Source organism: Rhizobium sp. 01T417, from assembly GCF_056398905.1.
Map to the genome: position 1 here is coordinate 21185 of NZ_JBFTQH010000038.1, position 24338 is coordinate 45522.

Annotated in this window: 29 protein-coding genes; 23 read left to right on the forward strand and 6 right to left on the reverse strand. The window is 60.5% G+C overall.

Going from position 1 to position 24338, the window contains the following annotated elements:
• Window positions 1–17: 17 nt before the first annotated feature.
• The 10 genes from AC1DPR_RS25710 to visR all read left to right on the forward strand — a co-directional run bounded on the left by AC1DPR_RS25710 (window position 18) and on the right by visR (window position 9732).
• On the forward strand, window positions 18–2291 hold the full coding sequence (locus AC1DPR_RS25710; protein ID WP_018859705.1) for a chemotaxis protein CheA: 2274 nt from the start codon (window positions 18–20) through the stop codon (window positions 2289–2291).
• Window positions 2292–2294: 3 nt separating this feature from the next.
• The gene (locus tag AC1DPR_RS25715; protein ID WP_018117028.1) at window positions 2295–2762 is read left to right on the forward strand and encodes a chemotaxis protein CheW; all 468 of its coding nucleotides are present in this window, start codon (window positions 2295–2297) and stop codon (window positions 2760–2762) included.
• Window positions 2759–3670: a protein-glutamate O-methyltransferase CheR gene (gene cheR / locus AC1DPR_RS25720; RefSeq protein ID WP_018859704.1), complete on the forward strand. Its 912-nt coding sequence runs from the start codon at window positions 2759–2761 to the stop codon at window positions 3668–3670. The genes AC1DPR_RS25715 and cheR overlap by 4 nt, the downstream gene beginning before the upstream one ends.
• Complete coding sequence (cheB, locus tag AC1DPR_RS25725; protein ID WP_018859703.1) at window positions 3667–4710, forward strand: protein-glutamate O-methylesterase CheB; 1044 nt, start codon at window positions 3667–3669, stop codon at window positions 4708–4710. The genes cheR and cheB overlap by 4 nt, the downstream gene beginning before the upstream one ends.
• Complete coding sequence (locus tag AC1DPR_RS25730; protein WP_007530058.1) at window positions 4710–5099, forward strand: response regulator; 390 nt, start codon at window positions 4710–4712, stop codon at window positions 5097–5099. Before cheB ends, AC1DPR_RS25730 begins: the two co-directional genes overlap by 1 nt.
• Window positions 5096–5650, forward strand: coding sequence for a chemoreceptor glutamine deamidase CheD (gene cheD / locus AC1DPR_RS25735; RefSeq protein WP_018117031.1), 555 nt, complete (start codon window positions 5096–5098; stop codon window positions 5648–5650). Before AC1DPR_RS25730 ends, cheD begins: the two co-directional genes overlap by 4 nt.
• A gap of 17 nt (window positions 5651–5667) precedes the next feature.
• On the forward strand, window positions 5668–6057 hold the full coding sequence (gene cheT, locus AC1DPR_RS25740) for a chemotaxis protein CheT (RefSeq protein WP_062369605.1): 390 nt from the start codon (window positions 5668–5670) through the stop codon (window positions 6055–6057).
• A 103-nt stretch (window positions 6058–6160) separates the two neighbouring features.
• A complete protein-coding gene (gene fliF, locus AC1DPR_RS25745; protein WP_026372124.1) occupies window positions 6161–7852 on the forward strand; it encodes a flagellar basal-body MS-ring/collar protein FliF in 1692 nt (563 codons plus the stop codon).
• Window positions 7853–8226: 374 nt separating this feature from the next.
• Window positions 8227–8973 carry a transcriptional regulator VisN gene (gene visN / locus AC1DPR_RS25750; protein WP_018859700.1) on the forward strand — a complete coding sequence of 249 codons (747 nt, stop codon included), beginning with the start codon at window positions 8227–8229 and terminating at the stop codon, window positions 8971–8973.
• 12 nt (window positions 8974–8985) lie between these two features.
• The gene (gene visR, locus AC1DPR_RS25755; protein WP_026372123.1) at window positions 8986–9732 is read left to right on the forward strand and encodes a transcriptional regulator VisR; all 747 of its coding nucleotides are present in this window, start codon (window positions 8986–8988) and stop codon (window positions 9730–9732) included.
• An 18-nt stretch (window positions 9733–9750) separates the two neighbouring features.
• On the opposite strand, the gene AC1DPR_RS25760 is transcribed toward visR, so the two are convergent.
• The 6 genes from AC1DPR_RS25760 to motA all read right to left on the reverse strand — a co-directional run bounded on the left by AC1DPR_RS25760 (window position 9751) and on the right by motA (window position 14936).
• Window positions 9751–10191 (reverse strand): hypothetical protein, encoded by a 441-nt coding sequence (locus tag AC1DPR_RS25760; protein WP_018117036.1) that lies wholly within the window; start codon window positions 10189–10191, stop codon window positions 9751–9753.
• A gap of 4 nt (window positions 10192–10195) precedes the next feature.
• Entirely contained in the window at window positions 10196–11275 is a 1080-nt protein-coding gene (gene flhB, locus AC1DPR_RS25765; RefSeq protein WP_018117037.1) for a flagellar biosynthesis protein FlhB, read from the reverse strand.
• 129 nt (window positions 11276–11404) lie between these two features.
• The gene (gene fliG / locus AC1DPR_RS25770) at window positions 11405–12445 is read right to left on the reverse strand and encodes a flagellar motor switch protein FliG (protein WP_018859697.1); all 1041 of its coding nucleotides are present in this window, start codon (window positions 12443–12445) and stop codon (window positions 11405–11407) included.
• A gap of 29 nt (window positions 12446–12474) precedes the next feature.
• Window positions 12475–13056, reverse strand: coding sequence for a flagellar motor switch protein FliN (gene fliN / locus AC1DPR_RS25775; RefSeq protein ID WP_018859696.1), 582 nt, complete (start codon window positions 13054–13056; stop codon window positions 12475–12477).
• Window positions 13057–13118: 62 nt separating this feature from the next.
• On the reverse strand, window positions 13119–14057 hold the full coding sequence (locus AC1DPR_RS25780) for a FliM/FliN family flagellar motor switch protein (protein WP_113472020.1): 939 nt from the start codon (window positions 14055–14057) through the stop codon (window positions 13119–13121).
• A 6-nt stretch (window positions 14058–14063) separates the two neighbouring features.
• A complete protein-coding gene (motA, locus tag AC1DPR_RS25785; protein WP_018859694.1) occupies window positions 14064–14936 on the reverse strand; it encodes a flagellar motor stator protein MotA in 873 nt (290 codons plus the stop codon).
• A 250-nt stretch (window positions 14937–15186) separates the two neighbouring features.
• Between motA and flgF the strand changes: the two genes are divergently transcribed.
• The 13 genes from flgF to fliP all read left to right on the forward strand — a co-directional run bounded on the left by flgF (window position 15187) and on the right by fliP (window position 24134).
• Window positions 15187–15921: a flagellar basal-body rod protein FlgF gene (gene flgF, locus AC1DPR_RS25790; protein WP_477817421.1), complete on the forward strand. Its 735-nt coding sequence runs from the start codon at window positions 15187–15189 to the stop codon at window positions 15919–15921.
• 14 nt (window positions 15922–15935) lie between these two features.
• Window positions 15936–17327 carry a flagellar protein export ATPase FliI gene (gene fliI, locus AC1DPR_RS25795; RefSeq protein ID WP_169681181.1) on the forward strand — a complete coding sequence of 464 codons (1392 nt, stop codon included), beginning with the start codon at window positions 15936–15938 and terminating at the stop codon, window positions 17325–17327.
• Between the two features lie 11 nt (window positions 17328–17338).
• Window positions 17339–17890: a flagellar protein gene (locus AC1DPR_RS25800; RefSeq protein WP_113472022.1), complete on the forward strand. Its 552-nt coding sequence runs from the start codon at window positions 17339–17341 to the stop codon at window positions 17888–17890.
• Window positions 17891–18062: 172 nt separating this feature from the next.
• The gene (gene flgB, locus AC1DPR_RS25805) at window positions 18063–18455 is read left to right on the forward strand and encodes a flagellar basal body rod protein FlgB (RefSeq protein ID WP_018859690.1); all 393 of its coding nucleotides are present in this window, start codon (window positions 18063–18065) and stop codon (window positions 18453–18455) included.
• Between the two features lie 4 nt (window positions 18456–18459).
• The gene (gene flgC / locus AC1DPR_RS25810; RefSeq protein WP_018116161.1) at window positions 18460–18876 is read left to right on the forward strand and encodes a flagellar basal body rod protein FlgC; all 417 of its coding nucleotides are present in this window, start codon (window positions 18460–18462) and stop codon (window positions 18874–18876) included.
• A gap of 2 nt (window positions 18877–18878) precedes the next feature.
• The gene (gene fliE / locus AC1DPR_RS25815; protein ID WP_018859689.1) at window positions 18879–19205 is read left to right on the forward strand and encodes a flagellar hook-basal body complex protein FliE; all 327 of its coding nucleotides are present in this window, start codon (window positions 18879–18881) and stop codon (window positions 19203–19205) included.
• A 19-nt stretch (window positions 19206–19224) separates the two neighbouring features.
• Window positions 19225–20013 carry a flagellar basal-body rod protein FlgG gene (gene flgG / locus AC1DPR_RS25820; RefSeq protein WP_018859688.1) on the forward strand — a complete coding sequence of 263 codons (789 nt, stop codon included), beginning with the start codon at window positions 19225–19227 and terminating at the stop codon, window positions 20011–20013.
• 17 nt (window positions 20014–20030) lie between these two features.
• Window positions 20031–20516, forward strand: coding sequence for a flagellar basal body P-ring formation chaperone FlgA (flgA, locus tag AC1DPR_RS25825; protein WP_018859687.1), 486 nt, complete (start codon window positions 20031–20033; stop codon window positions 20514–20516).
• Window positions 20513–21634, forward strand: a complete 1122-nt coding sequence (locus tag AC1DPR_RS25830; protein WP_018859686.1) for a flagellar basal body P-ring protein FlgI — start codon at window positions 20513–20515, stop codon at window positions 21632–21634. Before flgA ends, AC1DPR_RS25830 begins: the two co-directional genes overlap by 4 nt.
• The gene (locus tag AC1DPR_RS25835; RefSeq protein WP_018859685.1) at window positions 21631–22164 is read left to right on the forward strand and encodes a MotE family protein; all 534 of its coding nucleotides are present in this window, start codon (window positions 21631–21633) and stop codon (window positions 22162–22164) included. The genes AC1DPR_RS25830 and AC1DPR_RS25835 overlap by 4 nt, the downstream gene beginning before the upstream one ends.
• Window positions 22161–22877, forward strand: a complete 717-nt coding sequence (gene flgH / locus AC1DPR_RS25840; RefSeq protein WP_018859684.1) for a flagellar basal body L-ring protein FlgH — start codon at window positions 22161–22163, stop codon at window positions 22875–22877. The genes AC1DPR_RS25835 and flgH overlap by 4 nt, the downstream gene beginning before the upstream one ends.
• A 10-nt stretch (window positions 22878–22887) precedes the next feature.
• Window positions 22888–23400, forward strand: a complete 513-nt coding sequence (locus AC1DPR_RS25845; protein WP_018859683.1) for a flagellar basal body-associated FliL family protein — start codon at window positions 22888–22890, stop codon at window positions 23398–23400.
• Complete coding sequence (gene fliP / locus AC1DPR_RS25850; protein WP_018859682.1) at window positions 23397–24134, forward strand: flagellar type III secretion system pore protein FliP; 738 nt, start codon at window positions 23397–23399, stop codon at window positions 24132–24134. The genes AC1DPR_RS25845 and fliP overlap by 4 nt, the downstream gene beginning before the upstream one ends.
• Window positions 24135–24338 lie beyond the last annotated feature (204 nt).

Consider the following 24338-nt stretch of genomic DNA (forward strand, 5'->3'; position numbering starts at 1 on the left):
ACCCAGGATTTTCTCCTATGGATATGAACGAAATCAAAGAGATCTTCTTCCAGGAGTGCGAGGAGCAGCTCGCCGAACTGGAATCCGGTCTTCTGAAAATGAATGATGGCGATCGCGATCCGGAAACCGTCAATGCGGTGTTCCGTGCCGTCCATTCGATCAAGGGTGGCGCTGGCGCCTTCGGTCTGGATGATCTCGTCGCTTTCGCGCATGTCTTCGAGACCACACTTGATTGCGTTCGTTCCAACAAGCTTGAGCCGACACAGGATGTCCTGAAGGTCATGTTGAAGTCGGCTGACGTGCTGGCCGACCTGACCAATGCCGCCCGCGACGGCGGCAGCGTTGATGAAAGCCGCAGCCGCGGTCTGGTGAAGGAACTGGAAGCACTCGCCAACGGCGAGCTGCCTACCCCGTCCGCTGGCGTGGAAGCTCCGGTGGCTAAGCCAACGCCTGTCGCCGCCACTCCGGCCCCCAAGCCGACCGATGACAGCGGCTTCCAGCCGATCCCCTTCTCCTTCGACGATTTCAGCGGCGAGGAAGAGGTCGGCTCCGATCTGCCGACTTACGAAATCACCTTCAAGCCGCGTTCGGACCTCTATTCCAAAGGCAACGACGCGACCTTGCTGCTGCGCGATCTCTCCCGCCTCGGCGAGATGAGCGTCTACTGCAACATGGATGCGCTGCCGGGTCTCGACGAGCTCGATGCGGAAGCTGCCTACTTCTATTGGAACATCACGCTCAAGACAGACAAGGGCGAAGATGCGATCCGCACGGTCTTCGAATTTGCCGAGTGGGATTGCGACCTGCAGATCACCGCAGGCGAGGAAAAGGTGACTGCCCCCGAAGCCGAAGAACTGCCGATGATCCCAGTGCCCTTCGACCTGTCGATCCTCGATGATGGCGCGACCGAGGCACCGGCCGAGCAGCCGAAGGCCGACGTGGCCGCTGCGGTTACTGCCGCCGAGACTGCTTCCAACGTCACGCAGATGGCCGCCGCCGCTGCTCGTGTCGAGAAGAAGGAATCGGCTGCCGCCGCTGCCGCAAGTGCAGCTGTCGCCGCCCAGAACAACGCCGCTGCCGGCGCTGGTCAGACCATCCGCGTCGATCTCGACCGCGTCGATCGCCTGATCAACCTCGTCGGCGAGCTCGTCATCAACCAGGCGATGCTTTCGCAGAGCGTCATCGAAAACGACACGACCGGAACGTCATCCATCAACATGGGCCTCGAGGAGCTGCAGCAGCTCACCCGCGAGATCCAGGATTCGGTCATGGCGATCCGCGCCCAGCCGGTAAAGCCGGTCTTCCAGCGCATGTCGCGCATCGTTCGCGAAATCGCCGACATGACGGGCAAGACGATTCGCCTGATCACCGAAGGTGAAAACACCGAAGTCGACAAGACGGTCATCGACAAGCTGGCCGAGCCGCTGACGCACATGATCCGCAACGCCGTTGACCACGGTATCGAAACGCCCGAAAAGCGCGCCGCCGCCGGCAAGAACGTCGAAGGCACGGTTCGCCTGACGGCGAAGCACCGCTCCGGCCGCATCCTGATCGAGCTCGCCGATGACGGCGCCGGCATCAACCGCGAGAAGGTCAAGCAGAAGGCCATCGCCAACGAGCTGATCCCGGCTGACGCCAACCTGACCGACGAAGAAATCGACAACCTGATCTTCTTGCCGGGCTTCTCCACCGCCGACAAGATTTCCGACATTTCCGGTCGCGGCGTCGGTATGGACGTCGTCAAGCGCTCGATTCAGGCGCTCGGCGGCCGCATCAACATCACCTCGAAGCCAGGGCAGGGCTCCGTCTTCACGATGAGCCTGCCGCTGACCCTTGCCGTTCTCGACGGCATGGTCGTCACGGTTGCCGGCCAGACGCTGGTTGTCCCGTTGACGGCGATCGTTGAGACGCTGCAACCGGAAGCCGCCGCGATTCATTCCTTTGGTGCAAACCATCGCCTGATCTCGATCCGTAACAGCTTCTGCCCGCTGGTCGATGTCGGTCGCATCCTGAACTTCCGTGCCACGCAGGCTAATCCTGTCGAAGGAGTCGCTCTTCTCGTCGAATCGGAAGGCGGCGGTCAGCGCGCGCTCATGGTCGATGCGATCCAGGGGCAGCGCCAGGTCGTCATCAAGAGCCTTGAGGCGAACTACACGCACGTTCCGGGTATCGCTGCGGCGACCATCCTCGGCGACGGTCGCGTGGCTCTCATCCTGGATGTCGACGCGGTCGTGGGAGCTTCCCGCGGTCAAGCGTTGAGGCAGGAAGTGTCGCTGGCAGCTGTGGGGTAAGCTATGTCGTATGCCGTAAAAAGTCTGAAGGATGGGGACCGCGAGTTGATCGCGTTCCGCATCGGGGATCAGGAATTTTGCGTGAATGTCATGTCGGTGCGCGAGATCCGCGGATGGACGCCGGCAACGGCGATGCCGCACTCGCCCGGCTATATGAAGGGCGTCATCAATTTGCGCGGTGCGGTGCTGCCGATTATCGATCTGTCGGCTCGCCTCGGCATGCCGGCGACTGTGCCGACGGCGCGACACGTCATCATCGTAGCGCAGGTGCACCGCAAGGTCGTCGGTCTGTTGGTCGATGCCGTGTCCGACATTCTGACCGTCACTGAAGACAATGTGCAGCCGACACCGGAAATCGCATCTGAGCTGCAACGTCAGTTCGCGCGCGGCATCCTGGCGATCGACAAACGCATGATCTGCCTGCTCGAGCTCGAAGCCATTTTCCCCGAAACGGAAAGCGAAGCCGCATGAATGTTCTGAGTGCAAAAGACATGCGGCAGGGAAACCCTGACGAGGTGTTGGCAAGCGGAGAGTACCCGCTGACGCGCCGCGACCTCACGGAAATCGCTGCGATGATCTACTCGGATGCAGGCATCTTCCTGAACGAGACCAAGGCCTCGCTGGTCTACTCGCGGCTGTCGAAGCATATCCGCAATCTGGGCCTTTCCGGATTTCGGGAGTATTGCGCGCTCGTTTCTTCACCGGCGGGTGCGGCGCCGCGCCGCGAGATGCTGTCGCATCTGACGACGAACTTCACGCGCTTCTTCCGCGAGAACCACCACTTCGAGCACCTTCGGGACCATGTGCTGCCAGAACTGCTGCATCGCGCGAAGATGGGCGGTCGGGTTCGTATCTGGTCGGCTGCCTCGTCGGATGGCCAGGAACCCTATTCCATCGCGCTCACCGTCCTGTCGATGATGCCCAACGTCGCCGACTACGATTTCAAGATCCTGGCGACCGATATCGATCCGAAGATTCTGGCGATCGCCCGTGCCGGTGCCTATGACGAGAGCGCGCTCGAAACCGTGTCGCCCGCCATGCGCAAGCAGTGGTTCAGCGAGGTCGAGGTCCAGGGGCGGCGCAAGTTCCAGGTCGACGACCGCGTCAAGCGTCTGATCACCTACAACGAGCTGAACCTGATGGCGCAGTGGCCGTTCAAGGGCAAGTTCGACGTCATCTTCTGTCGGAATGTGGTGATCTACTTCGACGAGCCGACGCAGATGAAGATCTGGTCACGCTTTGCCGAATTGCTGCCTGAGGGCGGCCATCTCTATATCGGCCATTCCGAACGCGTCTCCGGCGACGCCAAGCATGTCTTCGACAATATCGGCATCACCACCTATCGCTACACGACCAAGGGCGTTGGGAGGAAGGCATGAGCGCACCGGCCAAGGTTCTCGTCGTCGACGACTCCGCCACGATGCGCGGCCTGATTACCGCTGTTCTCAGCGCCGATCCCGAGGTCAGCGTCATCGGTCAGGCAGGCGATGCGCTTGAGGCCCGCGAGGCGATCAAGAAGCTCAATCCTGATGTCGTAACGCTCGATATCGAGATGCCGAACATGAACGGTCTCGACTTCCTCGAGAAGATCATGCGGCTCCGCCCGATGCCTGTCATCATGGTCTCGACGTTGACCCATCGCGGCGCCGATGCCTCTCTGGCGGCGCTTGAGATCGGCGCGTTCGACTGCGTCGGCAAGCCGCTCCCGGGCGATGCGCGTCCCTTTGGAGATCTTGCCGAGAAGGTGAAGGCTGCCGCCCGCTCGCAGCGACGCCAGTACCCTCAGCCGGCTCCGGTTGCTCCGCCACCTGCTGTCGCTGACTTCCGCGTCGGCCGCAAGATCGTCGCGATCGGTTCGTCGACCGGCGGCGTCGAGGCGTTGATTGCGGTGCTGCAGAAGTTCCCGGCAAACTGCCCGCCGACGGTTATCACGCAGCACATGCCGCCGACCTTCACCAAGAGCTTCGCGGAACGCCTCAACCGGCTTTGCGCGCCCGTCGTGCAGGAAGCGACCGACGGTGCGCGCCTGGAGATCGGGAAAATCTATCTTGCACCAGGCGGCGAGCGCCACCTGCAGGTTGCCAACGTCCATGCGCCATGCTGCCGCCTCATCGAACGCGATCCGGTGAACGGTCACCGGCCATCCGTCGACGTGCTGTTTGACTCGGTTGCCGAACTGGCAGGCCGCAACGCGGTCGGTGTGATCTTGACCGGCATGGGACGCGACGGTGCCGCCGGCCTCTTGAAGATGCGCCACGCCGGCGCGCGTACGCTCGGCCAGAACGAAAAGACCTCAGTGGTCTACGGCATGCCGAGGGTTGCCTACGAGCTCGGCGCCGTCGAGCAGCAACTGCCCCTCAATGCCATCGGCGAAGAAATTTTGAAAATGACAGCCGCCCGAAAGGAAGGAACTGACTAATGTCTATCGCAGAGAAAATCAAAGTTCTGATCGTCGACGATCAGGTCACGAGCCGTCTGCTGCTCAGCGACGCTCTGACCCAGCTCGGCTTCAAGCAGATTACGGCCGCCGGCGATGGTGAGCAGGGCTTGAAGATCATGACCCAGCAGCCGCATCATCTTGTCATCTCCGATTTCAACATGCCGAAGATGGATGGCCTCGGCTTCCTGCAGGCTGTTCGCGCCAACCCGGCGACGAAGAAAGCCGCCTTCATCATCCTGACGGCGCAGGGTGACCGCGCACTCGTGACGAAAGCGGCCCAGCTTGGTGCCAACAACGTTCTCGCCAAGCCCTTCACGATCGAGAAGATGAAGGCGGCTATCGAGGCCGTATTTGGAGCATTGAAATGAACCTCGATGTTGCGGCCCGCCGCGTTCATATCATCCAGGGCGAATGGAAGGTCCTGAATGATCCGAGCGCGGTACTGACGACCATCCTTGGCTCGTGTGTGGCTGCATGCCTGCGAGATCCCGTGGCAGGCGTTGGAGGAATGAATCACTTCCTTCTGCCAGGGACAGGAAATATGCCGATGACGGGCGCAGACGCCACGCGATATGGCGTCCACCTGATGGAATTGCTGATCAACGGTCTACTGAAGCAAGGGGCGCGTCGCGACCGCCTGGAGGCCAAGATCTTCGGCGGGGCGAAGACGATCTCGACATTCTCGAATGTCGGCGAACAGAACGCCGCCTTTGCGGTGCAGTTCCTGAAGGATGAAGGCATACCGGTCGTCGGCTCCAGCACCGGCGGGGAGCACGGGCGCAAGCTCGAGTACTGGCCGGTCTCGGGACGCGCTCGGCAGTATCCGCTCACCGGTGCGGAAACGCAGAGAACCGTTGCGCTTGAGCAGCGTCCGGTCGCTCCGCAGAAACCCGTCGAAAACAGCATCGAATTCTTCTGAGGGCAAGGACCTTACTAATGACTGTGAATGCCATGACAGAGCAGCCGTCGCCCGCCGAAGCCCTGCCTGATGTCCTGATGCGTATCGTCGCGGAGTTGCACGACGTCGCTTACCTGATCGAGCGCATCGAACCACAGCTCCTCGACGTCGGGGGCGGCGAACTGCTGAACTCGCCGGAAAGCATGAAGGTGATGCAGGGAATTGATCTTGCCGTGCAGAAGACGCGCGGTCTTGCCGAGTTCATAGATACCATCACGGGCGAGATTCCGCAGGACTGGTCTGTCGATGTCGCAACGGCCCTGAGCCTGGTGAAGCTCAGTGAAATGCAGCGCGCTCTCAGCGGGGCGGCGCGCTATAGCAGTGTTCAGCCGCTGGCGAAGGCAGCCGGAGACTTCGACTTCTTCTGATCCGGCCTGCTCGCACCCTCCGAAACGTTCGCACAAGTTTCGGCACCTATTGTCCACATGAGGCAACAAGCCTGCTTTGTCTGGATGGTCGTGCGAGAACAGAATGAATCTGTTAAATCAATTAGTTCAAATTTTTAAGAACTTCAGTTCGCTAGGACGGAATCGCTTGCTGGCGTTGGCGGGCGTGGGTGTCGTTTCCGTGGTACTCATCCTGGCGGCGGCCTTTTTGGTCAATAAGCCGGCCCAGGAAACGCTTTATGTCGGGCTTGATACGCCCGATCTGAACCAGATCAGCATTGCGCTCGCCGAGGCAAATATCGGTTTCCAGGTCGGAACGGATGGCTCCAGCATCACAGTTCCCGCCGGTATGACCGGCAAGGCGCGTCTCCTGCTCGCCGAGCGCGGCCTCCCGAACAGCGCCAACGCCGGCTATGAACTCTTTGACAACGTGGGCTCTCTCGGCCTGACGTCGTTCATGCAGGAAGTCACCCGGGTTCGCGCGCTCGAAGGTGAAATTGGCCGCACGATCCAGTCGATCTCCGGCATTACGGCAGCACGCGTCCATATTGTCATGCCCGAGGTCGGCAACTTCCGCAAAGCCGAACAGAAGCCGACCGCTTCCGTCATGATTCGCGCAAGTGTCGCGGCCGGCCGCACCGCGGCGACTTCGATCCGCCACCTTGTTGCGTCTGCCGTTCCCGGCCTCGATGTCGCCGATGTTACCATCCTCGACTCCGCAGGCCAGTTGCTCGCTTCGGGCGACGAGGCCAGCAACAGCTCGCTGAACCGTTCTCTGAACATCGTCCAGAACGTCCAGGGCGAAGTTGAAACCAACATCGACAAGGCACTCGCGCCCTTCCTCGGCATGGATAACTTCCGCTCCAGCGTCACCGCGGAATTGAATACCGATAGCCAGCAGATCCAGGAAACTGTCTACGATCCGGAATCGAAGGTCGAGCGCTCGATCCGCACGACCAAGGAAGCCTCTCAGTCGCTGCAGAAGCAGTCCGACAACGCGACGACGGTCGAGCAGAACATCCCGCAGGCGGCACCGGACTCGGGCGGACCCAACGGTCCCGAATCGCAAGACAAGTCCGACAAGAAAGAAGAGCAGACCAACTACGAGATCAACAGCAAGACCACTGCCACGACGCGCAACAGCTACAAGATCGAAAAGCTCTCCGTTGCAGTCGTCGTTAACAAGGGGCGCATTGCTCAGATGGTCGGCGAGCCGGCGGACCAGGCAAAGATCGATGCCTATCTCGCGGAGATGCAGAAGATCGTGGCATCCGCCGCTGGCATCAACAACAATCGCGGCGACATGGTGACCGTTACGGCCATGGACTTCCTGGAGAACCAGCTTCTCGAGGAAACCGGCGGCGGCGTCCGTGTCATGGAAATGCTGAGCCGCAATCTCGCAGGCATCATCAACTCGCTCGCTTTCGTCGCAGTTGCCTTCCTTGTGGTCTGGATGGGCGTCCGCCCGATGATCCGCAGCGTGACCGGCAACGGCGCCGCGGTCATCGGCGACACGTCGCCGGAAAGCGCCGGCCTCGAACTTCCCGATTTCGCTCCGGCGGGTGGCGTGGGCACCGGTGCTGCGCTCATGGATGGCTTCGGTTCGGACTTCGGCTTCGACAGCACTGAGGACCTGCTCAGCCTCGGCGACGACGACGGCAACTTCAATCGTCGCGTCAAGGAAGGCCCGGAACGCAAACTGGCGCGCATGGTCGAGATCAACGAGGAGCGCGCCGCGAAAATCCTCAGAAAATGGGCGGTCGACAACGCCGCGTAATGAAAGGCCGGGCAACCGGCCTTTTTCTTTTGCCCGTCTACTGCACCGCGATCGGCACAGTTTTGCCATCGCTCGGGCGCGCACGCGAAGATTTCTGAGGATAGGCTTGACACAGGGCTGAAATAGCTGCGCGTTTTACGCGAATCGTATTGTCAGGATTCCCCGAATCACTTTAATTTTAGAATTCATTAACAAGCGGAATTTCCGTGCGAATCAACGCACAAAGTGCGGGCGATGTAAATCCCGAGAACTCGGAGATGGCGAAGTTTACCACCTAGTGTAGTGTTGGATGGTTCGCGGAGGGGGCGCAATTTGCTCAAGGGCCGCGGATCGGGTTTCTGTCGTAGTGGTTCGCGGCCGCGGGGTTTTTGCCAATGGATATGCAGATATTGCAGGCTCTGAAGAGCGACACGCAGAAGGCAAACTTCGTTGGCATCGCAGCGACAAACCTGTCTTCGCGTGACGAACTGATCGCGCAGCTCTGCGAGATTTCGAGCACGGGGCGGTTGCAACCCGGCCTGCGCGCCCTGACCGACTATGTCGGCGCCTCGCACTACCTCCTGGCGCGGGCGGATCTCGTTCAGGAAGCGGGGCTCGATTTCGTGGTCTCGTCTGACTGGCCGTTCGATCTTGTCACCAATCTGGCGCATACCTTCGTTGGCGGCTTTGCCCGTGCGACGGAGATCGAAAAGTGTATGCAGCTGTTCCAGCCGCATTTCGCGCTCCTGCCGGATTCCGCGGATGCGCCAGACGGCGCCAGCCGCCAGTACTGTTCGTTGATGTTTAACATCGGACGCTCGCGCCTGGTGCTGATGTTCCTGTTCGATGACGGTTTCATTCTGTCGCAGGAGCGCTTGCGCGACGTGGGGCTCTTGTCCGCCTATTTCACGAGTTTCCTGCAGTGCGGCGCCGCCAAGGCCGACCGGGACTTCGAGCTGACCGATCGCGAACTGGAATGCCTTTTCTGGATCGCCGAGGGCAAAACGAGCGATGAGATTGCGATGATCCTCGGCATCTCTCGCAACACCATCAACAACTACATCACCAGTGTCATGCGAAAGACGGCGACGAAGACTCGTTCCGAGGCCATCGCATTCGCGGTCAGGAACAATCTCGTCTAAGGGGACGGCGTTATGGGGCAGTCGTCCGGTCGATCGATAGGAAATTCGGAAACAATGCGCGGCGTGCGGGTCAGCAAGGTCGCTAGTCGGTCCGACCTGTTTCCGCGTCTCATCGGCATGCAGAAGCTCGCCGACGCCCAGAATTTCGCTGTCTATCGAATCAGCGGTGCCGGCGTCCCGGGAAAGCAGCGTTTGGTCTGCGAACTGGAAAACTGGGGATCGGTGAACAGCGGCTTCAGTGGCGCATTCATCGACGCTCATGGCGAGGCGCTACTTGATCATATCGAGAAGTCGCTTCTTCCAGTCGTATGGGCTGGCGGGCTTGATCGCGCCGCTCCGGGGCCGGCAAGCATTGCACCTTTCATGACGCGCCTGAAGGGCGGCCTGACTCCCTTTTCCGGCATGGCGTTTCCGGTGCGCCTCGGCGCCGTTGGCAACGGCTTCGTTGTCTTTACGGGCGATGACCTCGAGCCGGCCAGCGATATGATCGTCGAACTGCACGTGAGATCGTGCCAGATCATGATCGACCTGCTTTCGCTCGACGAGCGCCGCGTGGCGGCTGCCGAAGCTCTCAGCGAACGCGAAATTGCCTGCCTGCAGCTTGCTGGAGACGGGCGCATCAGCGAAGAGATTGCAGAGAAGCTTGGTCTCTCGGTGCATACCGTCAACGCCTATCTCGGTTCGGCAACGATCAAGCTGGATTCGGTCAATCGAATCCAGGCGATCGCAAAGGCCATCCGTCTTGGATATATCAGCTGACGAGAAGCCGTGTGGGCTTTAGCCCGCCAAAGCCTGCAATGGTTCGACGTTATAGCGTGCGTCGCGCAGGCTTTGCTCGAGGAAAACAGTGTTTTCGTCGGGATCCGCCGAAGGGTTCTGGAACGCGATGTGGTTGATCTCGATGCCGGCGTGCGCCTCTGCAAGCATCAGCTGCGCATAGATCGTGACGCCGCGCGGCTTGATCTCAAGGTCGATGACCACTTCGGGCTTGCCGCCCCACTCTAGCGTGTAGCTGCCGCCATGGCCGAAATTGACCGTGCCGGGGTGGAAGAAGAGCTCGGCCGCTGACGATACGAGATCGGAAAGATTGCCGTAATACTCGAAGCGCAGAAGAGAGATGAGATCCGAGGCGTCCAGAAGCCGCAATTCCGTGGCAACGGGGCTGATGGCTTCAGCCAGGATTTTTTCACGCTGGGCAGAGTAGGGGCATTTTTTCATTCGGCTATCTTACCCGTTTGTTCTTGGCTTGCGCCGCGTAAACCCGATGGATGAGTTCCGCGACTGCCTTATAGAATACAGACGGTATGACACTATCGACCGAGACTTGCGCAAACATGGAGCGCGCGAGCGGCGGGTCTTCGAAAACGGGGATCCCATTCTTTTCCGCGATCTCCCTGATTTTCAATGCAATTAGGTCTTGCCCCTTGGCGACAACGACAGGCGCGTCGTTTTCCTCACGCACATAGCGCAGGGCGACGGCAAAGTGAGTCGGGTTGGCGATTACGAGCGTCGCGCGATCGACATTGGCAATCATGCGGCGGCGGGCACGGTCACGCATGAGCGAGCGCTGGCGGCTCTTGACGAAGGGGTCACCCTGCGACTGCTTGTTCTCTTCCTTGACCTCGTGCCGCGTCATCTTCAGTTCGGTGAACCAGTGGTAGCGCGTCCAGAAGAAGTCGGCGATGGCGACGACGGCTGTGGCGATCAGGACGACGATGGTGATCTTTTGCATCGACGTCATCATCCGCGTGAAGATCGTTTGCGGATCGGAGAACATCGCATCGATCGCGCTGAAGTATTCGCTCTTCAGCGCAAAGAACATGACGACGCCGACGATCACAATCTTCGTCAGCGATTTGCCGAACTCGATGAGGCCAGGCAGGCTGAACAGCCGCGACCATCCCTTGGCGATCGAAATGCGCGAAAACTGCGGCCGTATGCGCTCGAGCACCGGCGTTGGCAGGTTCTGCGAGATGGACGCGGCAACGCCAAACGCCATGAACAGGATGAAGGCGGGCGCGAGGAAGGCCGCCGAAACCCAGGCGAGGTGAACGAACAGGGAGAGCGCGTCCGGCCCGGTTTCGAGTTTCCATTGGTCGGGCTGCTCGAAAATGTCCTTCAGCGCCTCGCCGACCTTGCTGAGCCCACTCGGCAGGAAGAAGATGATATAGACGAAGGTGGCAAGCACGGTGGCAAACAGTGGCACCTCGCGCGAGAACGGCACGTTGCCTTTCTCGGCAGCGTCGCTTTTCTTCTTCGCTGTCGGGTCTTCTGTTTTGCTGTCCTTGTCGTCGTCGGCCAAGGCCGAAGCCCTCCATCAAAAAGAAACGGCCGCGCCAGGGCGCGGCCTTTCCTAGAAGGTATCTCCCTTTCGCCGCGGCGATCAACCGCAGCGGCCGGGAAGAGGTGCTTCGTACACAACAACAGCGGCTTAGGCCGCGGCCGAGCCTTCGCCTTCGGTCTCCTTGAGCTGGATTTGCCCGGAGTTTGCCAGGCGAATCGCTTCCTGGGCGATGGCGCGCCGGGCGATTGCGATTTCGCGCGGATTGATGCCAACGGTGCCGCTCTGCAGATCCGATTCGATCATGCGGCGCTGGCGCGGGCTGATCGATGCGAGGACGGCCTCGCGCATGTCGGCAGACGAGCCGCGCAACGCCATGGTCAGGATGTCGGACGAGATATCGTTCATGAGCATGACGCGGCTGCGCTGCGGCATGAGCATGAGGTCGTCGAAGAGGAAGATCTTCGGACGGACCTTGTTGACCGATTCGCGGCTGATCGATTCGAGCGAGGTGAGCAGGGTATCGACCTGCGGCTTGTCCATCTCGTTCATCAGTTCCGCAACCTTCGTCGAGCCGATCGAATTCTTCTCGGCGTCGATCTCTGCCAGCAGGCTTAGCACCTGCTTTTCGATGATCTGCGCGGCCTTGGGGCTGACGGCCTTGAGGTTGACGGTACGGTTCATGATGTCCGCGCGGCGGCCGTCCGGAATCTGCATCAGAACCTTGGCGCCGAATGAGGAGGGCATCATGGAGAGAATATAGGCGACAGTCTGCGGATGTTCGCGCAGGAGGAACTTGCCGATGAAGGCCGGGTCGCCTTCGCCGAGGCGATCCCAGATCGACGTCTCGTATGCCTGGAAGGTGGTGCGACGGCCAAGCAGGCTGTCGACTTCGTCGGGCGTGAGACCCTCTTCAAGGATGCTCTCGATCGCCTTGGCATTATCCATGAGGCCTGCACCCTCGGTGAACAGGTCCTCGAATTCGGCGACAAGTCCGAGCAATTCATCCGGCGGGATCGCACGCAGCGTTTGCGCCGAGCCGATGATCGTCTGCAGCTCGGCCTGCGTGAAATATTTCAACAGCCTGCCGGCGACCCCTTTCCCCATGGCGAGGAGAACGGCCGCCGCCTTTTCAGCCTGGGTCAACGGTTTCTCGGCTAGCGCGCCGCCGAAATCGTCAAAGTCCATCATGGTCTAACCTCTCCGTCCCTGCACCGGGATCAGGCTTTCTTTGTACTCAGAACTTCTATCAGTTTGACGCCGAAACGCGTGTCGTCGTTTTCCAGAACGGTGATCTCGCCGCGAGCGATCTTGCGGCCGTTCACCATGATTTCGACCGGCTCACCGATCTTCTTGTCGAGCGCGATGGTTGCGCCCTCGTTAAGGTTCATCAGGCCGGCGACCTGCATGCGGCTGCTGCCGAGCATGATCTGAACGTCGATCGGGATATCCATGATCAGGTCGAGGTTCGACTGCATGGCGCTGCCGAGCGGGGCAGGTTCGGAAGCGATCGCACCAAACGAGCTGTCGCCGAAGTTGGCAGAGCCACCAAAATCGGATGTTGCGCCGAAATCGTCGCCACCAAATGCGGGCTCTGCCGCATCTCCGAAACCGCCGCCAAAGGTTGACAGGTCGGTGCTGCCGCTAAAGGCGTCGGCCTCTCCAGCAAAATCCGGCAGGCCGCCGTCCGCGTCGGTCTTCAGGACGCCGCGCAGGTCATCGATGGCCTGATCAAGCTCGGCCTCGTTGCCCGGGAGCTCCATTGAAAGGTCACTGTTCTTGGGTGTTTTCTTCGTCGCCATGAAATCACTATTCCAGTTGAAACTTGCCTCAAGCTGCCGTGGCAGCCCGGTTGGAAAATGGGCTAATTCATCAAGTGGCGGATGAGCTCGTCATCCGAATTAATCGTATCCTTCACCCGGACGGTATAATGTTCGCCCGAACGTCCAAACTCGCAGATGTACAATTCCTTGCTGTTGGCGCTGACTTCGACGCGGACGTCGCCGCGGTCGTGGAAGGGGATGACATCGCCAGCCGCAAGTTTCGAAATGGTCCGCAGCGTCAGGTCCTGCAGACGGATCTTTGCGTCGAGCGTCACCGGCGAGCGGCGCACCTGCTCGCTGAGCTGATCACTCCATTCGGTCGATTTAGCCGACTGGCCCTTGGCCTTCGGAGCCGTCACCGTCGTCTTCAGCAGGGCAGCCTGGGGAACGATCAGCGAGAAATCCGAGGTGATGCCGGAGAGCGTGATCGACATGTTGATCGCGGCCGCGAACTCGTCGGGCTTGTCTTCGGCCGGCTTGATCCGTGTTTCGAACGCATGCGGAAACTCAAGCACTGGCTCGAAGCCGCCAGGCGCGTTCACTGCCGAACGAAGGACATTGGCGAACTTGTCGAAGGCCATGACCGCAAGCTCGAGCTCGATCACGGAGAGCAGGCGATCCGCCGGCTGCTCGACGGCGTCTGCCGCCGCACCCAGCAAGTGTTCCATCAGGGTGATGATGAAGCTGTTGCCGCAGGCAAGCGTAATGTTTGGTGACCAGTTGCGGAGCGTCGCATCGACGAGCGTCGTATTGTCGCCGAGGTTGGCGACCAGCTCGTTCTTGTGCCCGCTGTCGCAACCGAGATAGGCCACTTCGACGTCGAGGTTCGTCTCGCTCTTGATGATGTCGGGCAGAAAGACGACGTAGACTTCGCCGAATCCGCTGCAGATCTTCTCGACGGTGGCCTTGTCGCCCAGCCTGCCGGTCAGTTTGGCAAGAAGGGCTTCGCCCATGAGGGGTTTCTTGAGGGGAGCGTTCATGACCGTTTACGCCGCCTTGTTCTCGCCGCCGGGATTCATCATTTCCTGCTCGACCGCGTCGATCGAAGGACGCTCGTAGGCCGAAATTGTCTTGCGGCCGTATTCGAGCGCGACCTGCGGCACCGAGCCGTTCATGTAGGCAAGCAGGGTCTGCTTGACGATGACGTAGAGGCGATGCTGCTTGGTGCGGACGATCTTGATCTGGGAAATGATCGGCGAACACACGCAATAGGACAGGATGATGCCGAGGAAGGTGCCGACGAGCGCCGAGCCGATCAGGTGGCCGAGGACCTCAGGCGAATCGTTGATGTGCGCCATGGCCTTGATGACACCGAGAACGGCGGCGACGATACCGATCGCGGGGAAGGCGTCGCCCATGATCTGGATGGCGTGATAGGGCTTCATCTTGTCGTGAAGGATCGTGTTGATCTCTTCGTCCATCAGTGCTTCGATCTCATGCGAGCGGGCATTGCCGATGATGATCAGCCGGACGTAGTCGCAGATGAACGCCGTCAGTTCCTTGTTCTTGAGGATCGTCGGCGCGGACTGGAAGATCGAGGATTCGGCCGGATTGTCGATATGGGCTTCGATCTCGTTGCGAGACTTCGTGCGAAGATCGCGCATCAGGGAGTAGAGGACACCAAGCGTATCGAGATAATTCCGTTCCTTCGGCACCGTGTGCTTGAAGGCTTCGACGAGCGCCTTGCCGGAATCCTTCACCACCTTCATCGGGTTGCCCATGACGAAGCTGCCCAGGCCGGCGCCGCCGATGATGACTAGCTCGAACGGCTGCCAGAGCGCGTCCACGTGGCCACCCATCGCCATGAAGCTGCCGACGATACAGCCGCAGGTAATCACAAATCCGATAATGATATTCATCGTCAGTCCAAACCTGATCGTTATTTTCAACTCAACGGATAGGGCTGCTGGCTTGCGTGAGGCTGATGATAGTCCCTGCAAATCAAGCTTTTGCATGCCAGCTTCGCGCAAGCATTTGCTGTCATGTTGTCGGTGACGAATGGGCATCCGTGCCCGTTTCTGAGGTGCCGCCTCAGCGAAATTCGTGGTCGAACCGACTGCAAACACCCGGATTTCGTACCGTTCATCGCCAATGCAGGAGCCTATCGGGATGCAATCCGGTCTTTATGTTTCTTTGTCGTCGCAGATCGCACTCGAACGTCGCCTCACCACCATCGCCGACAACATGGCGAACGTGAACACGACGGGCTTCCGCGGGACGGAGGTGAAATTCGACGAGATGCTCGGCGAGACCGGCAACAAGATCAATGCGAAGATCGCCTATGTGTCCCAGGGCAACGACTATCTCTCCGGCGATACTGGCGAGTTCGAGCACACCGGAAACATGCTCGACTTCGCGATCAAGGGGGATGCCTGGTTCTCGGTCGACACGCCGGCCGGCAAAGTTCTGACCAAGGATGGCCGCTTCACGATGAAGGAAAACGGCGAGCTCGTTTCCGTTCGAGGTTACGCTGTTCTCGACGCCGGCGGTGCGCCGGTGACGCTCAACACGGCTGCTGGCGAACCGAAGGTCGGCTCTGACGGATTGATCTACCAGGACGGCAAGCAGGTCGGTTCGCTGGGTCTCTTCGAGGCCGATATCAGCAAGGGCTATCTGCGCTACGAGAATAGCGGCATCATGACGACCGAGCAGCCACGCGCCGTCACCGATCGTTTCAATGTCGGTGTCCGGCAGGGCTATCTCGAAAATTCCAACGTCAACGCGATGCGCGAAATTACGCAGCTGATCGAAGTCAATCGCGCCTTCGAGAGTATGACGTCGCTCTCGAAGGACAGCGAGACTTCGTTCAGCGAGGCGATCAAGACGCTCGGCGGCAGCCGCTGAACGGGGCCTGAAGCATGAGCAATACGCCGCTCACCGAATCCGACCTTTCGCCGAAGCTCACGCATCTCGCGGGGCTCGTGTCGCGCTATTCGAGCCCCGAATTCCTGGTCGCCCCCGGCGGTCACGTCCAGACGATCGCGGCCGGCCACTACACCGTGACCGGCCTGTCGCGCCATGTGCGGCTCGGAGAATTCGTCGCCCACAAGTCGCCGACCGGCATCCACCTCGGCGAAGTGGTTCGCGTCGAGCCTGAACTGACCTATGTCTGCCCGATCGAGCCGGGCGAGCCGATCGGCATCCATGATACGGTCATCCGCAAGGGTGCATTCCGCATCTCTCCGGCGGACAGCTGGTGCGGGCGCACCATCAACGCGCTGTGCGAGCCGATCGATGGCCTCGGTCCCATTGTCGAGGGGCTCGGCCGCCGCTCCATTTCGAACACGGCGCCGCCGTCCATGACGCGGAAGCGCGTGGAGACAGGCTTCAAGACGGGCGTTCGCGCTATCGACATTTTCTCGCCGCTCTGCCTCGGCCAGCGCCTCGGCATTTTCGCAGGCTCGGGCGTCGGTAAGTCGACGCTGCTGTCCATGCTGGCCCGTGCGGATGCTTTCGACAAGGTCGTCATCGCGCTTGTGGGTGAACGTGGCCGCGAAGTGCGCGAATTCATCGAGGACACGCTTGGCGACAACATGAAGAAGGCGATCGCCGTCGTCGCGACGAGTGACGAGAGCCCGATGCTGCGCAAGATGGCGCCGCTGACAGCGGTCACCATCGCCGAGCATTTCCGCGATCAGGGCGACAACGTGCTCTTGATCGTCGACAGCGTTACCCGATTTGCCCACGCGATCCGCGAGGTCGCGACTGCGTCGGGTGAACCGCCGATCGCCCGTGGCTATCCCGCCTCGGTCTTCACCGAGCTGCCGCGCCTGCTGGAGCGTGCCGGACCCGGACCGGAGGGGACCGGAACGATCACCGCGATCATTTCCATCCTCGTCGATGGTGACAACCACAACGACCCGATCGCCGACTCGACGCGCGGCATTCTGGACGGCCACATCGTCCTGCAGCGTAGTCTGGCGGAGGAAGGGCGTTACCCACCGATCGATCCGCTGGCCTCGATCTCGCGTTTGGCGCGCAAGGCCTGGACCCCGGATCAGGAGAAGCTGGTGTCTCGCCTGAAGACGCTCATCCACCGCTTCGAGGAAACACGCGACCTGCGCCTGATCGGCGGCTATCGCCCGGGCGCCGATCCTGATCTCGATATGGCGGTCAGGCAGGTACCGATTATTTACGATGTTTTGAAACAGTCGCCCGGCGATAGCGATTCGAGGGATGCCTTTGCCGATCTGGCCGGCGCCCTGAAAGCCGCGGCCGGCATCGGCGGCCAGCCGAGTATCCGCAGGTAGAGAGGCGCGACGTGACAGATTTCGATGACGATGAGAAGATCGCCCCGCTGAAGCCCCTGCGGCGCAAAACCGTCTTTCTCGACCGCGCCCTGACAATTACCGGCCTTACCCTGGCGGCGGCGTCCGCCTTCTTTCCGTGGTACGTCTTCTTTAACGAGGACAAGTTCGGCATCAATGTCGCGCAGGGCGACCGGACACGCGACCTTCCCGACTGGCCGGCACGAAACGTCTTCAGCGTTTCGCCCCTCGCGATGGCCAACAAGAACCGATACGACAAGAAGCCCGAGATCCCCGTCGATCCGCTGACGACCGCGACGGTCTCCAACATTGGCAAGGAAGACGATAAGGGTCCGCCGGCCGAGGATCAGCCGTTCCCCGGTAAATCCGGCTTTCGCCTCCTTCACGTGGCAAACGGCCGTGCCTTGATCGAAGATACCTCAGGCATGTACGTCGTTCAGGTGGGATCCATTCTGCCGGACGAAAGCCGGTTGGCGACGCTGGAGGAACGTGATGGCAAATGGGTCATCATCACCTCCAAGGGTGATGTCTATCAGCATAATTGAGCGTGCACCGCTCTCAAGCGCATCAGTCGAAGGCTCCACCGGATACGGTCGGAGCCTTCGTCCCGTTATGGGAGTGCGCGCCCGGCAGCCACGGAATGTCGGACCGCATTCTCCGTAAGTCTGACGCAAGATTACCGTCCTAGGTTCGCCCCAGTAAAAACGGAGAGTTCCCATGCAACCGATTCAACTTTTCGACTTGGCGTCGCGGCAGGCCGAATGGCTGACGATCCGTCAGGAGGTTGTGGCCGGCAACATCGCGAACGCGAATACGCCGAAATATCGCGCCAAAGACATCACGCCTTTCCAGGCCACCCTCGACCGGTCGGACATTACTATGGCGCGCACGAATGCTGCGCACCTGACCGGCAACGATCTCGGCACGAAAAGCGACATCGACGTCAAGGACGCGGCCCTTGACCAGGAGATCGGCGTGCAGGAGTCCGGCAACACGGTCGGTCTCGCCGAGGAACTCACGAAGTCCGGTGAAATCAAGCGTCAGTACGATCTGAACACGTCGCTCGTAAGCTCGTTCAATCGTCTGATGCTGATGACAGTGAAGAGCTAAGATCATGGATCCTTTGTCAGCAGCACTCAAAATCGCGGGATCCGGGCTTGAAGCGCAATCGACGCGCCTTCGCATCGTGTCCGAAAACATCGCCAACGCACGCTCGACCGGCGACACGCCCGGTGCCGATCCCTACCGTCGCAAGACCATCACCTTCGGCGAAGCGGTCGATCGCGCCAATGGCGTCACGACCGTCAACGTCAAGAAGTTCGGTGTCGACGAATCGAAGTTCATCACTGAATTCGACCCCTCCAATCCGGCTGCGGACGAGAAGGGCATCGTCAAACTCCCGAACGTCAACATGCTGGTCGAGATGGCCGACATGCGCGAAGCAAACCGTTCGTATGACGCCAACCTGCAGACCATCAAGCAATCCCGCGACCTGATTTCGTCGACAATCGACCTTCTGAAGAGCCAATAATCATGATCAACAACGTCAATAGCGTCAGCTCCCTGTCGATGACCCGCGGCCTTGCCGCCATCGAGAAGGACCGCTCCACAGCTTCATCGGCGGCAGAAAGTGCTGCAAACGACGGCGGCTTTGGCGCGGTTCTCACCAATGTTGCGACGGGCGCCGTCAATACCCTCAAGAATGCAGAAAGCATGTCCTTTGCCGGCATCAAGGGCACCGCGACGACGCGTGAAGTCGTCGATGCCGTCATGCAGGCACAGCAGACCCTTCAGACTGCGATCGCCATTCGCGACAAGGTCGTTTCGGCCTTTCTCGACGTTACCCGCATGCAGATGTAATTGATTTGAGGACGAAGCCATGAGAGCGCTTGCCATTGCTGCGACGGGTATGGATGCCCAGCAGACCAATCTTGAAGTCATCGCCAACAACATCGCGAACATCAACACGACCGGCTTCAAGCGCGCTCGCGCTGAATTCACGGACCTGTTGTATCAGACCGAGCGCGCCAAGGGCGTTTCGAACCGCGCGAACCAGGCGATCGTACCTGAAGGTGCGAACATCGGTCTCGGCGTCCAGACGGCCGCCGTCCGCAACCTACACATCCAGGGCGAGCTTTCGCAGACCGGCAACGACCTCGACGTAGCGCTTATTGGTCGCGGCTTCTTCCAGATCCAGGCGCCCGATGGCACGACGCTCTACACGCGCGCTGGCGCGTTCAATAAAAACGAGACTGGCCAGATCGTCACCACCGACGGTTACCTGGTAGCGCCTAATATCACGATCCCGCAGGGTTCGACGCAAGTGACCATCAGCCGCTCGGGCGAAGTTTCGGCGAAGCTGCCGGGCGACACCGATCCGACCGTGCTCGGCCAGCTGCAGATCGCCGACTTCGTCAACGAGGCCGGCCTTCAGCCTCTCGGCGACAACCTCTTTCAGCAGACACCTGCGTCGGGCGATCCCGTGGTCGGCACGCCCGACGAAGAAGGCTTCGGCTACATGAAGCAGGGCTACCTCGAATCGTCGAACGTCGACCCGGTGAAGGAAATCACCGAACTGATATCGGCGCAGCGCGCCTATGAAATGAACTCCAAGGTCATCACCACCGCCGACGAAATGGCCTCCATCGTCAGCAAGAACCTGAAGTAATCGGGAAGGGCCGAAACATGATGTTTTGCCGGGTCAAAGGTATCCTCGGATGGGCGGCAGCCGCCGCCGTTGCGATCACCGCATTTGCCATGCCGCAGGCAGCAGCCGCTGCCGGCATGGGATATGCCGTCGTTCCGATGACGACCATCTACCCCGGCGAAACCGTTTCCGGCGCCCAGCTCCAGGAAGTGGAAGTGACCAACCCCAACCTCAAGGGCGACTATGCAAAGTCGATCCGCCAGGTCGAAGGGATGATTTCGAAGCGCACGCTCCTGCCGGGGCGCACGATCTCCGTCTCGGCGCTGCGAGAGCCCTATACCGTGACGCGCGGCTCCTCGACCCGTCTTATCTTCACGCTCGGCGCGATGACGATCTCGGCGGCCGGCTCGCCGCTCGAGGATGGTATGACGGGGCAGCTCATCCGCGTTCGCAACATGGATTCCGGCGTGATTGTCAGCGGCACCGTGCTCGCAGACGGCACCATACACGTGGCCGCAAAATGAAGATGTTTTTTCGCCTATTCGTAGCCCTCGCGTTTCTGTCTCCGAATGTCCTGGCCGTCACGCCCGCTGCGGCGATGAACTCGCGCATCAAGGACATTGCCTCCCTGCAGGCCGGACGCGACAACCAGCTGATTGGCTACGGTCTGGTCGTCGGTCTTCAGGGCACCGGCGACGGTTTCCGCGCTTCCCCGTTTACCGAGCAGTCGATGCGCGCCATGCTGCAGAACCTCGGCATCTCCACGCAGGGCACCCAGTCCAACGCGAAGAACACCGCAGCTGTCATGGTGACAGCAAATCTGCCACCCTATGCCAGTCCCGGCAGCCGCATCGACGTGAACGTCAGTTCGCTTGGCGACGCGACTTCGCTGCGCGGCGGCACACTGATCATGACGTCGCTGTCGGGCGCCGACGGCCAGATTTATGCTGTCGCGCAGGGCTCGGTCGTGGTCTCGGGTTTCACCGCCCAGGGCCAGGCCGCGACGGTAACCGAGGGTGTGACGACCGCTGGACGGGTGCCGGGCGGCGCCATCATCGAACGTGAACTGCCCTCGCGCTTCAAGGATTCCGTCAATCTCGTCCTGCAACTGCGCAACCCGGACTTCTCGACGGCGATCCGCATTGCCGATGTCGTCAATGGCTATGCTTCCACTCGCTTCGGCGGCCCGGTAGCAGAAGCCAAGGACGCGCAGGAGGTCATCGTCCAGAAGCCGAGAACGGCGGACCTGACGCGCCTGATGGCCGATCTGGAGAATCTTATCGTCGAGACCGACACGCCCGCCAAGGTCGTGGTGAACGAGCGAACGGGAACGATCGTCATCGGCGCGGACGTGCGCGTGTCGCCGGTTGCCGTCAGCTATGGTACTCTCACTGTCCAGGTAACCGAGACACCGCAGATCATTCAGCCAGAGCCGTTCTCGCGCGGTGTGACCGCCGTGCAGCCGCAGACCGACATCGCTGCGCAGAAGACGGGCGGCAAGGTGGCTCTGCTGGATGGGCCTGATCTCAGGACGCTCGTGGCGGGTCTCAACAATATCGGCGTCAAGCCGGATGGCATCATTGCCATCCTCCAGGGCATCAAATCAGCCGGCGCGCTGCAAGCGGAGCTCGTCCTGCAATGATGAAGAATATGGCCTTGTCAGACTTGCTTCAGCGGCTTGCACTGCCTGCGATGGCCGTCGTGGCGTTGTCCATTCCCGGCGCCTTCGCACAGGAACAGCCGTCGCCGAGGGGTGAAATGACATCGCAGGAGGAGATCAAGCAGTTCTGCACGAACATTGCCGATCCCGCGCGCGACCAGCGCTATCTGCTGCAGAAGCAGGAACTCGAGAAGCTTCGCGCCGACGTCGATTCCCGCATTGCGGAAATGAGCAAGCGCAAAGAGGAATATCAGGACTGGCTGAAGCGCCGTGATGATTTCCTCAAGCAGGCCGAAGCGGGCCTCACCGATATCTATAAGAAAATGAAACCGGACGCAGCCGCATCACAGCTGCAAGAGGTGAAGATCGAAGTGGCGGCCGCCGTCATCATGCGGCTGAACGCGACCCAGTCGAGCTTGATCCTCAATGAGATGGATCCGCAGAAGGCCGCGGTCATCGCCAATATCATCGCCAGCGCGTCCGATCCCAATACGTCGAAGGACCCCTCATGAACATGCGTTTTCAGGTCGCGATCGCCGCCGTCGCCCTTCTTGCAGGCTGCGCATCGCCGCAGGCTGTCAATGAGATCGGTCGCGCCCCAGCCATGAGCCCGATCGGCAGCGGCCTTGCTTATGGCCAGACGCCGCAGATGGCGCTTTATCCGAAGCAGCCGCGCCAGGTCGCGCAGGGCTATTCTCTCTGGAGCGACTCGCAGGCCGCCCTCTTCAAGGATGCGCGCGCGCTGAATGTCGGCGACATCCTGACCGTCGATATCCAGATCAACGACAAGGCGAAGTTCGAGAACGACACCAGCCGCAGCCGGACCAACTCGAGCGGCCTGAACTGGGATGTGAACGCCAACGTCATGGGTTGGAATCCTCAGTCGAAGACCGATGTGACCTACGGTTCGGATACCAGTACCGACGGCAAGGGCAAGATCGACCGGTCCGAGACGCTGAAGCTCATGGTCGCCGCCGTCGTCACCGGTATCCTCGAGAACGGCAACCTCGTGATCAGCGGTTCTCAGGAGGTTCGCGTCAACCAGGAGATCCGCATTCTCAACGTTGCCGGTATCGTGCGCCCGCAGGACGTGAACTCCGACAACCAGATTTCCTACGAGAAGATTGCTGAAGCGCGCATCTCCTACGGCGGTCGCGGCCGCCTGATGGAAGTACAGCAGCCGCCGCGCGGCCAGCAGGCCGTCGATCTCTTCTCGCCGCTCTGAGGCACACATCATGGCAGAGACAGAAACCGCTGGGGGCCAGTCGAAAAAGGCCACAATAATGACGATCGTCGGGCTTGCGGTCCTGACGCTGCTCGGCGCCGGCGGCGGCTGGGTGGTCGGTGACATGGTCGCGCCCAGCATCAAAGGCGCCGAGCAGGCGGAACAGGCCAAGGCAGCCAAGGACGAGGCCGCGCAGAAAAAGGAAGGCGAGGCGGGCCTGCCTCGCATTTCGACGGAAGCCAACAACATCGTTCAACTCGAGCCCATCACCACGAACCTTGCCTATCCCTCAGAAAGCCTAGTTCGCCTGGAAGTCGCGCTGCTCTTTAACGGCCCGCCGGACGTCAAGGTCGCCGAGGATGTCCATCAGGACATCCTCGCCTATGTCCGTACGGTTTCGCTGCAGCAGATCGAGGGACCGCGAGGCTTCGAATATCTTAAGGATGACATCCAGGAGCGTGTTGACCTTCGCGCGCAAGGGCGCGTATCGAAGGTCATGTTCAGGACCTTCGTCGTCGAATGATTCGATTCATATTGTTATTCGCTGCCATGATGGCGGCACCGGAGCTGGCCCATGCGCAGCAGCTCCCATCAAACCTTTTGAACTTGCCGGTCGACGGTTCGGTTGCGGCATGGATCATCAGAACATTCGGCCTGTTGACCGTTCTTTCGGTCGCTCCGGGCATCCTGATCATGGTGACGAGCTTCCCGCGCTTCATCATTGCATTCTCGATCCTGCGATCGGGAATGGGCCTGTCTTCCACGCCCTCCAACATGATCCTCCTGTCGCTCGCGTTGTTCATGACTTTCTACGTCATGCAGCCCACGTTCGATCAGGCATGGCAGACCGGCGTCCAGCCGCTCCTGTCGAACCAGCTCGACGAGCAGCAGGCGGTGGCGCGTATCGCCGAGCCCTTCCGGGGATTCATGGCGAACAACACCCGCGACAAGGATCTGGCGCTTTTCGTGGATCTGGCGCGCGAGCGTGGCCAGACTGTCGAGACCGGCGAGAAGATCGACTACCGCGTCCTCATTCCGGCTTTCATGATTTCGGAAATCCGCCGCGGCTTCGAGATAGGCTTTCTCGTCGTCCTTCCTTTCCTGGTCATCGATCTGATCGTCGCCACCATCACCATGGCAATGGGCATGATGATGCTGCCGCCGACCTCGATCTCGCTGCCATTCAAGATTCTCTTCTTCGTGCTCATCGACGGCTGGAACCTGTTGGTCGGAAGTCTGGTCCGCTCGTTCCACTGACGAGGTTTCGCGGCTTCACGCTCCACACAACAAAAAGCCCGCTGGCGTTCACCGGCGGGCTTATACATTGCGAGGCCGGTGCATCGGTTATGATGCACCGGCCTCGTTTGCCATTGAGGTGATTGCAACACCGCAGTGACGATGCGCAGAGCGGTTGGTCCTAGCGGGCCTGAACTTTCGTTCGTAAAAAAGCAGAACCCTTTG

What these genes read in the sequence shown, in the direction of transcription:
- fliG (WP_018859697.1), bottom strand. Translation starts at nt 12,445, where the DNA reads ATGATGGACTTTGACGATTTCGGCGGCGCGCTAGCCGAGAAACCGTTG.
- cheD (WP_018117031.1), top strand. Translation starts at nt 5,096, where the DNA reads ATGAACCTCGATGTTGCGGCCCGCCGCGTTCATATCATCCAGGGCGAA.
- flgA (WP_018859687.1), top strand. Translation starts at nt 20,031, where the DNA reads ATGATGTTTTGCCGGGTCAAAGGTATCCTCGGATGGGCGGCAGCCGCC.
- AC1DPR_RS25730 (WP_007530058.1), top strand. Translation starts at nt 4,710, where the DNA reads ATGTCTATCGCAGAGAAAATCAAAGTTCTGATCGTCGACGATCAGGTC.
- AC1DPR_RS25760 (WP_018117036.1), bottom strand. Translation starts at nt 10,191, where the DNA reads ATGAAAAAATGCCCCTACTCTGCCCAGCGTGAAAAAATCCTGGCTGAA.
- visR (WP_026372123.1), top strand. Translation starts at nt 8,986, where the DNA reads ATGGGGCAGTCGTCCGGTCGATCGATAGGAAATTCGGAAACAATGCGC.
- visN (WP_018859700.1), top strand. Translation starts at nt 8,227, where the DNA reads ATGGATATGCAGATATTGCAGGCTCTGAAGAGCGACACGCAGAAGGCA.
- AC1DPR_RS25710 (WP_018859705.1), top strand. Translation starts at nt 18, where the DNA reads ATGGATATGAACGAAATCAAAGAGATCTTCTTCCAGGAGTGCGAGGAG.
- motA (WP_018859694.1), bottom strand. Translation starts at nt 14,936, where the DNA reads ATGAATATCATTATCGGATTTGTGATTACCTGCGGCTGTATCGTCGGC.
- AC1DPR_RS25715 (WP_018117028.1), top strand. Translation starts at nt 2,295, where the DNA reads ATGTCGTATGCCGTAAAAAGTCTGAAGGATGGGGACCGCGAGTTGATC.
- flgH (WP_018859684.1), top strand. Translation starts at nt 22,161, where the DNA reads ATGAACATGCGTTTTCAGGTCGCGATCGCCGCCGTCGCCCTTCTTGCA.
- fliN (WP_018859696.1), bottom strand. Translation starts at nt 13,056, where the DNA reads ATGGCGACGAAGAAAACACCCAAGAACAGTGACCTTTCAATGGAGCTC.
- AC1DPR_RS25845 (WP_018859683.1), top strand. Translation starts at nt 22,888, where the DNA reads ATGGCAGAGACAGAAACCGCTGGGGGCCAGTCGAAAAAGGCCACAATA.
- fliI (WP_169681181.1), top strand. Translation starts at nt 15,936, where the DNA reads ATGAGCAATACGCCGCTCACCGAATCCGACCTTTCGCCGAAGCTCACG.
- fliE (WP_018859689.1), top strand. Translation starts at nt 18,879, where the DNA reads ATGATCAACAACGTCAATAGCGTCAGCTCCCTGTCGATGACCCGCGGC.
- flgF (WP_477817421.1), top strand. Translation starts at nt 15,187, where the DNA reads ATGCAATCCGGTCTTTATGTTTCTTTGTCGTCGCAGATCGCACTCGAA.
- flgB (WP_018859690.1), top strand. Translation starts at nt 18,063, where the DNA reads ATGCAACCGATTCAACTTTTCGACTTGGCGTCGCGGCAGGCCGAATGG.
- fliP (WP_018859682.1), top strand. Translation starts at nt 23,397, where the DNA reads ATGATTCGATTCATATTGTTATTCGCTGCCATGATGGCGGCACCGGAG.
- flgG (WP_018859688.1), top strand. Translation starts at nt 19,225, where the DNA reads ATGAGAGCGCTTGCCATTGCTGCGACGGGTATGGATGCCCAGCAGACC.
- cheT (WP_062369605.1), top strand. Translation starts at nt 5,668, where the DNA reads ATGACTGTGAATGCCATGACAGAGCAGCCGTCGCCCGCCGAAGCCCTG.
- AC1DPR_RS25830 (WP_018859686.1), top strand. Translation starts at nt 20,513, where the DNA reads ATGAAGATGTTTTTTCGCCTATTCGTAGCCCTCGCGTTTCTGTCTCCG.
- AC1DPR_RS25780 (WP_113472020.1), bottom strand. Translation starts at nt 14,057, where the DNA reads ATGAACGCTCCCCTCAAGAAACCCCTCATGGGCGAAGCCCTTCTTGCC.
- fliF (WP_026372124.1), top strand. Translation starts at nt 6,161, where the DNA reads ATGAATCTGTTAAATCAATTAGTTCAAATTTTTAAGAACTTCAGTTCG.
- AC1DPR_RS25835 (WP_018859685.1), top strand. Translation starts at nt 21,631, where the DNA reads ATGATGAAGAATATGGCCTTGTCAGACTTGCTTCAGCGGCTTGCACTG.
- cheB (WP_018859703.1), top strand. Translation starts at nt 3,667, where the DNA reads ATGAGCGCACCGGCCAAGGTTCTCGTCGTCGACGACTCCGCCACGATG.
- cheR (WP_018859704.1), top strand. Translation starts at nt 2,759, where the DNA reads ATGAATGTTCTGAGTGCAAAAGACATGCGGCAGGGAAACCCTGACGAG.
- flgC (WP_018116161.1), top strand. Translation starts at nt 18,460, where the DNA reads ATGGATCCTTTGTCAGCAGCACTCAAAATCGCGGGATCCGGGCTTGAA.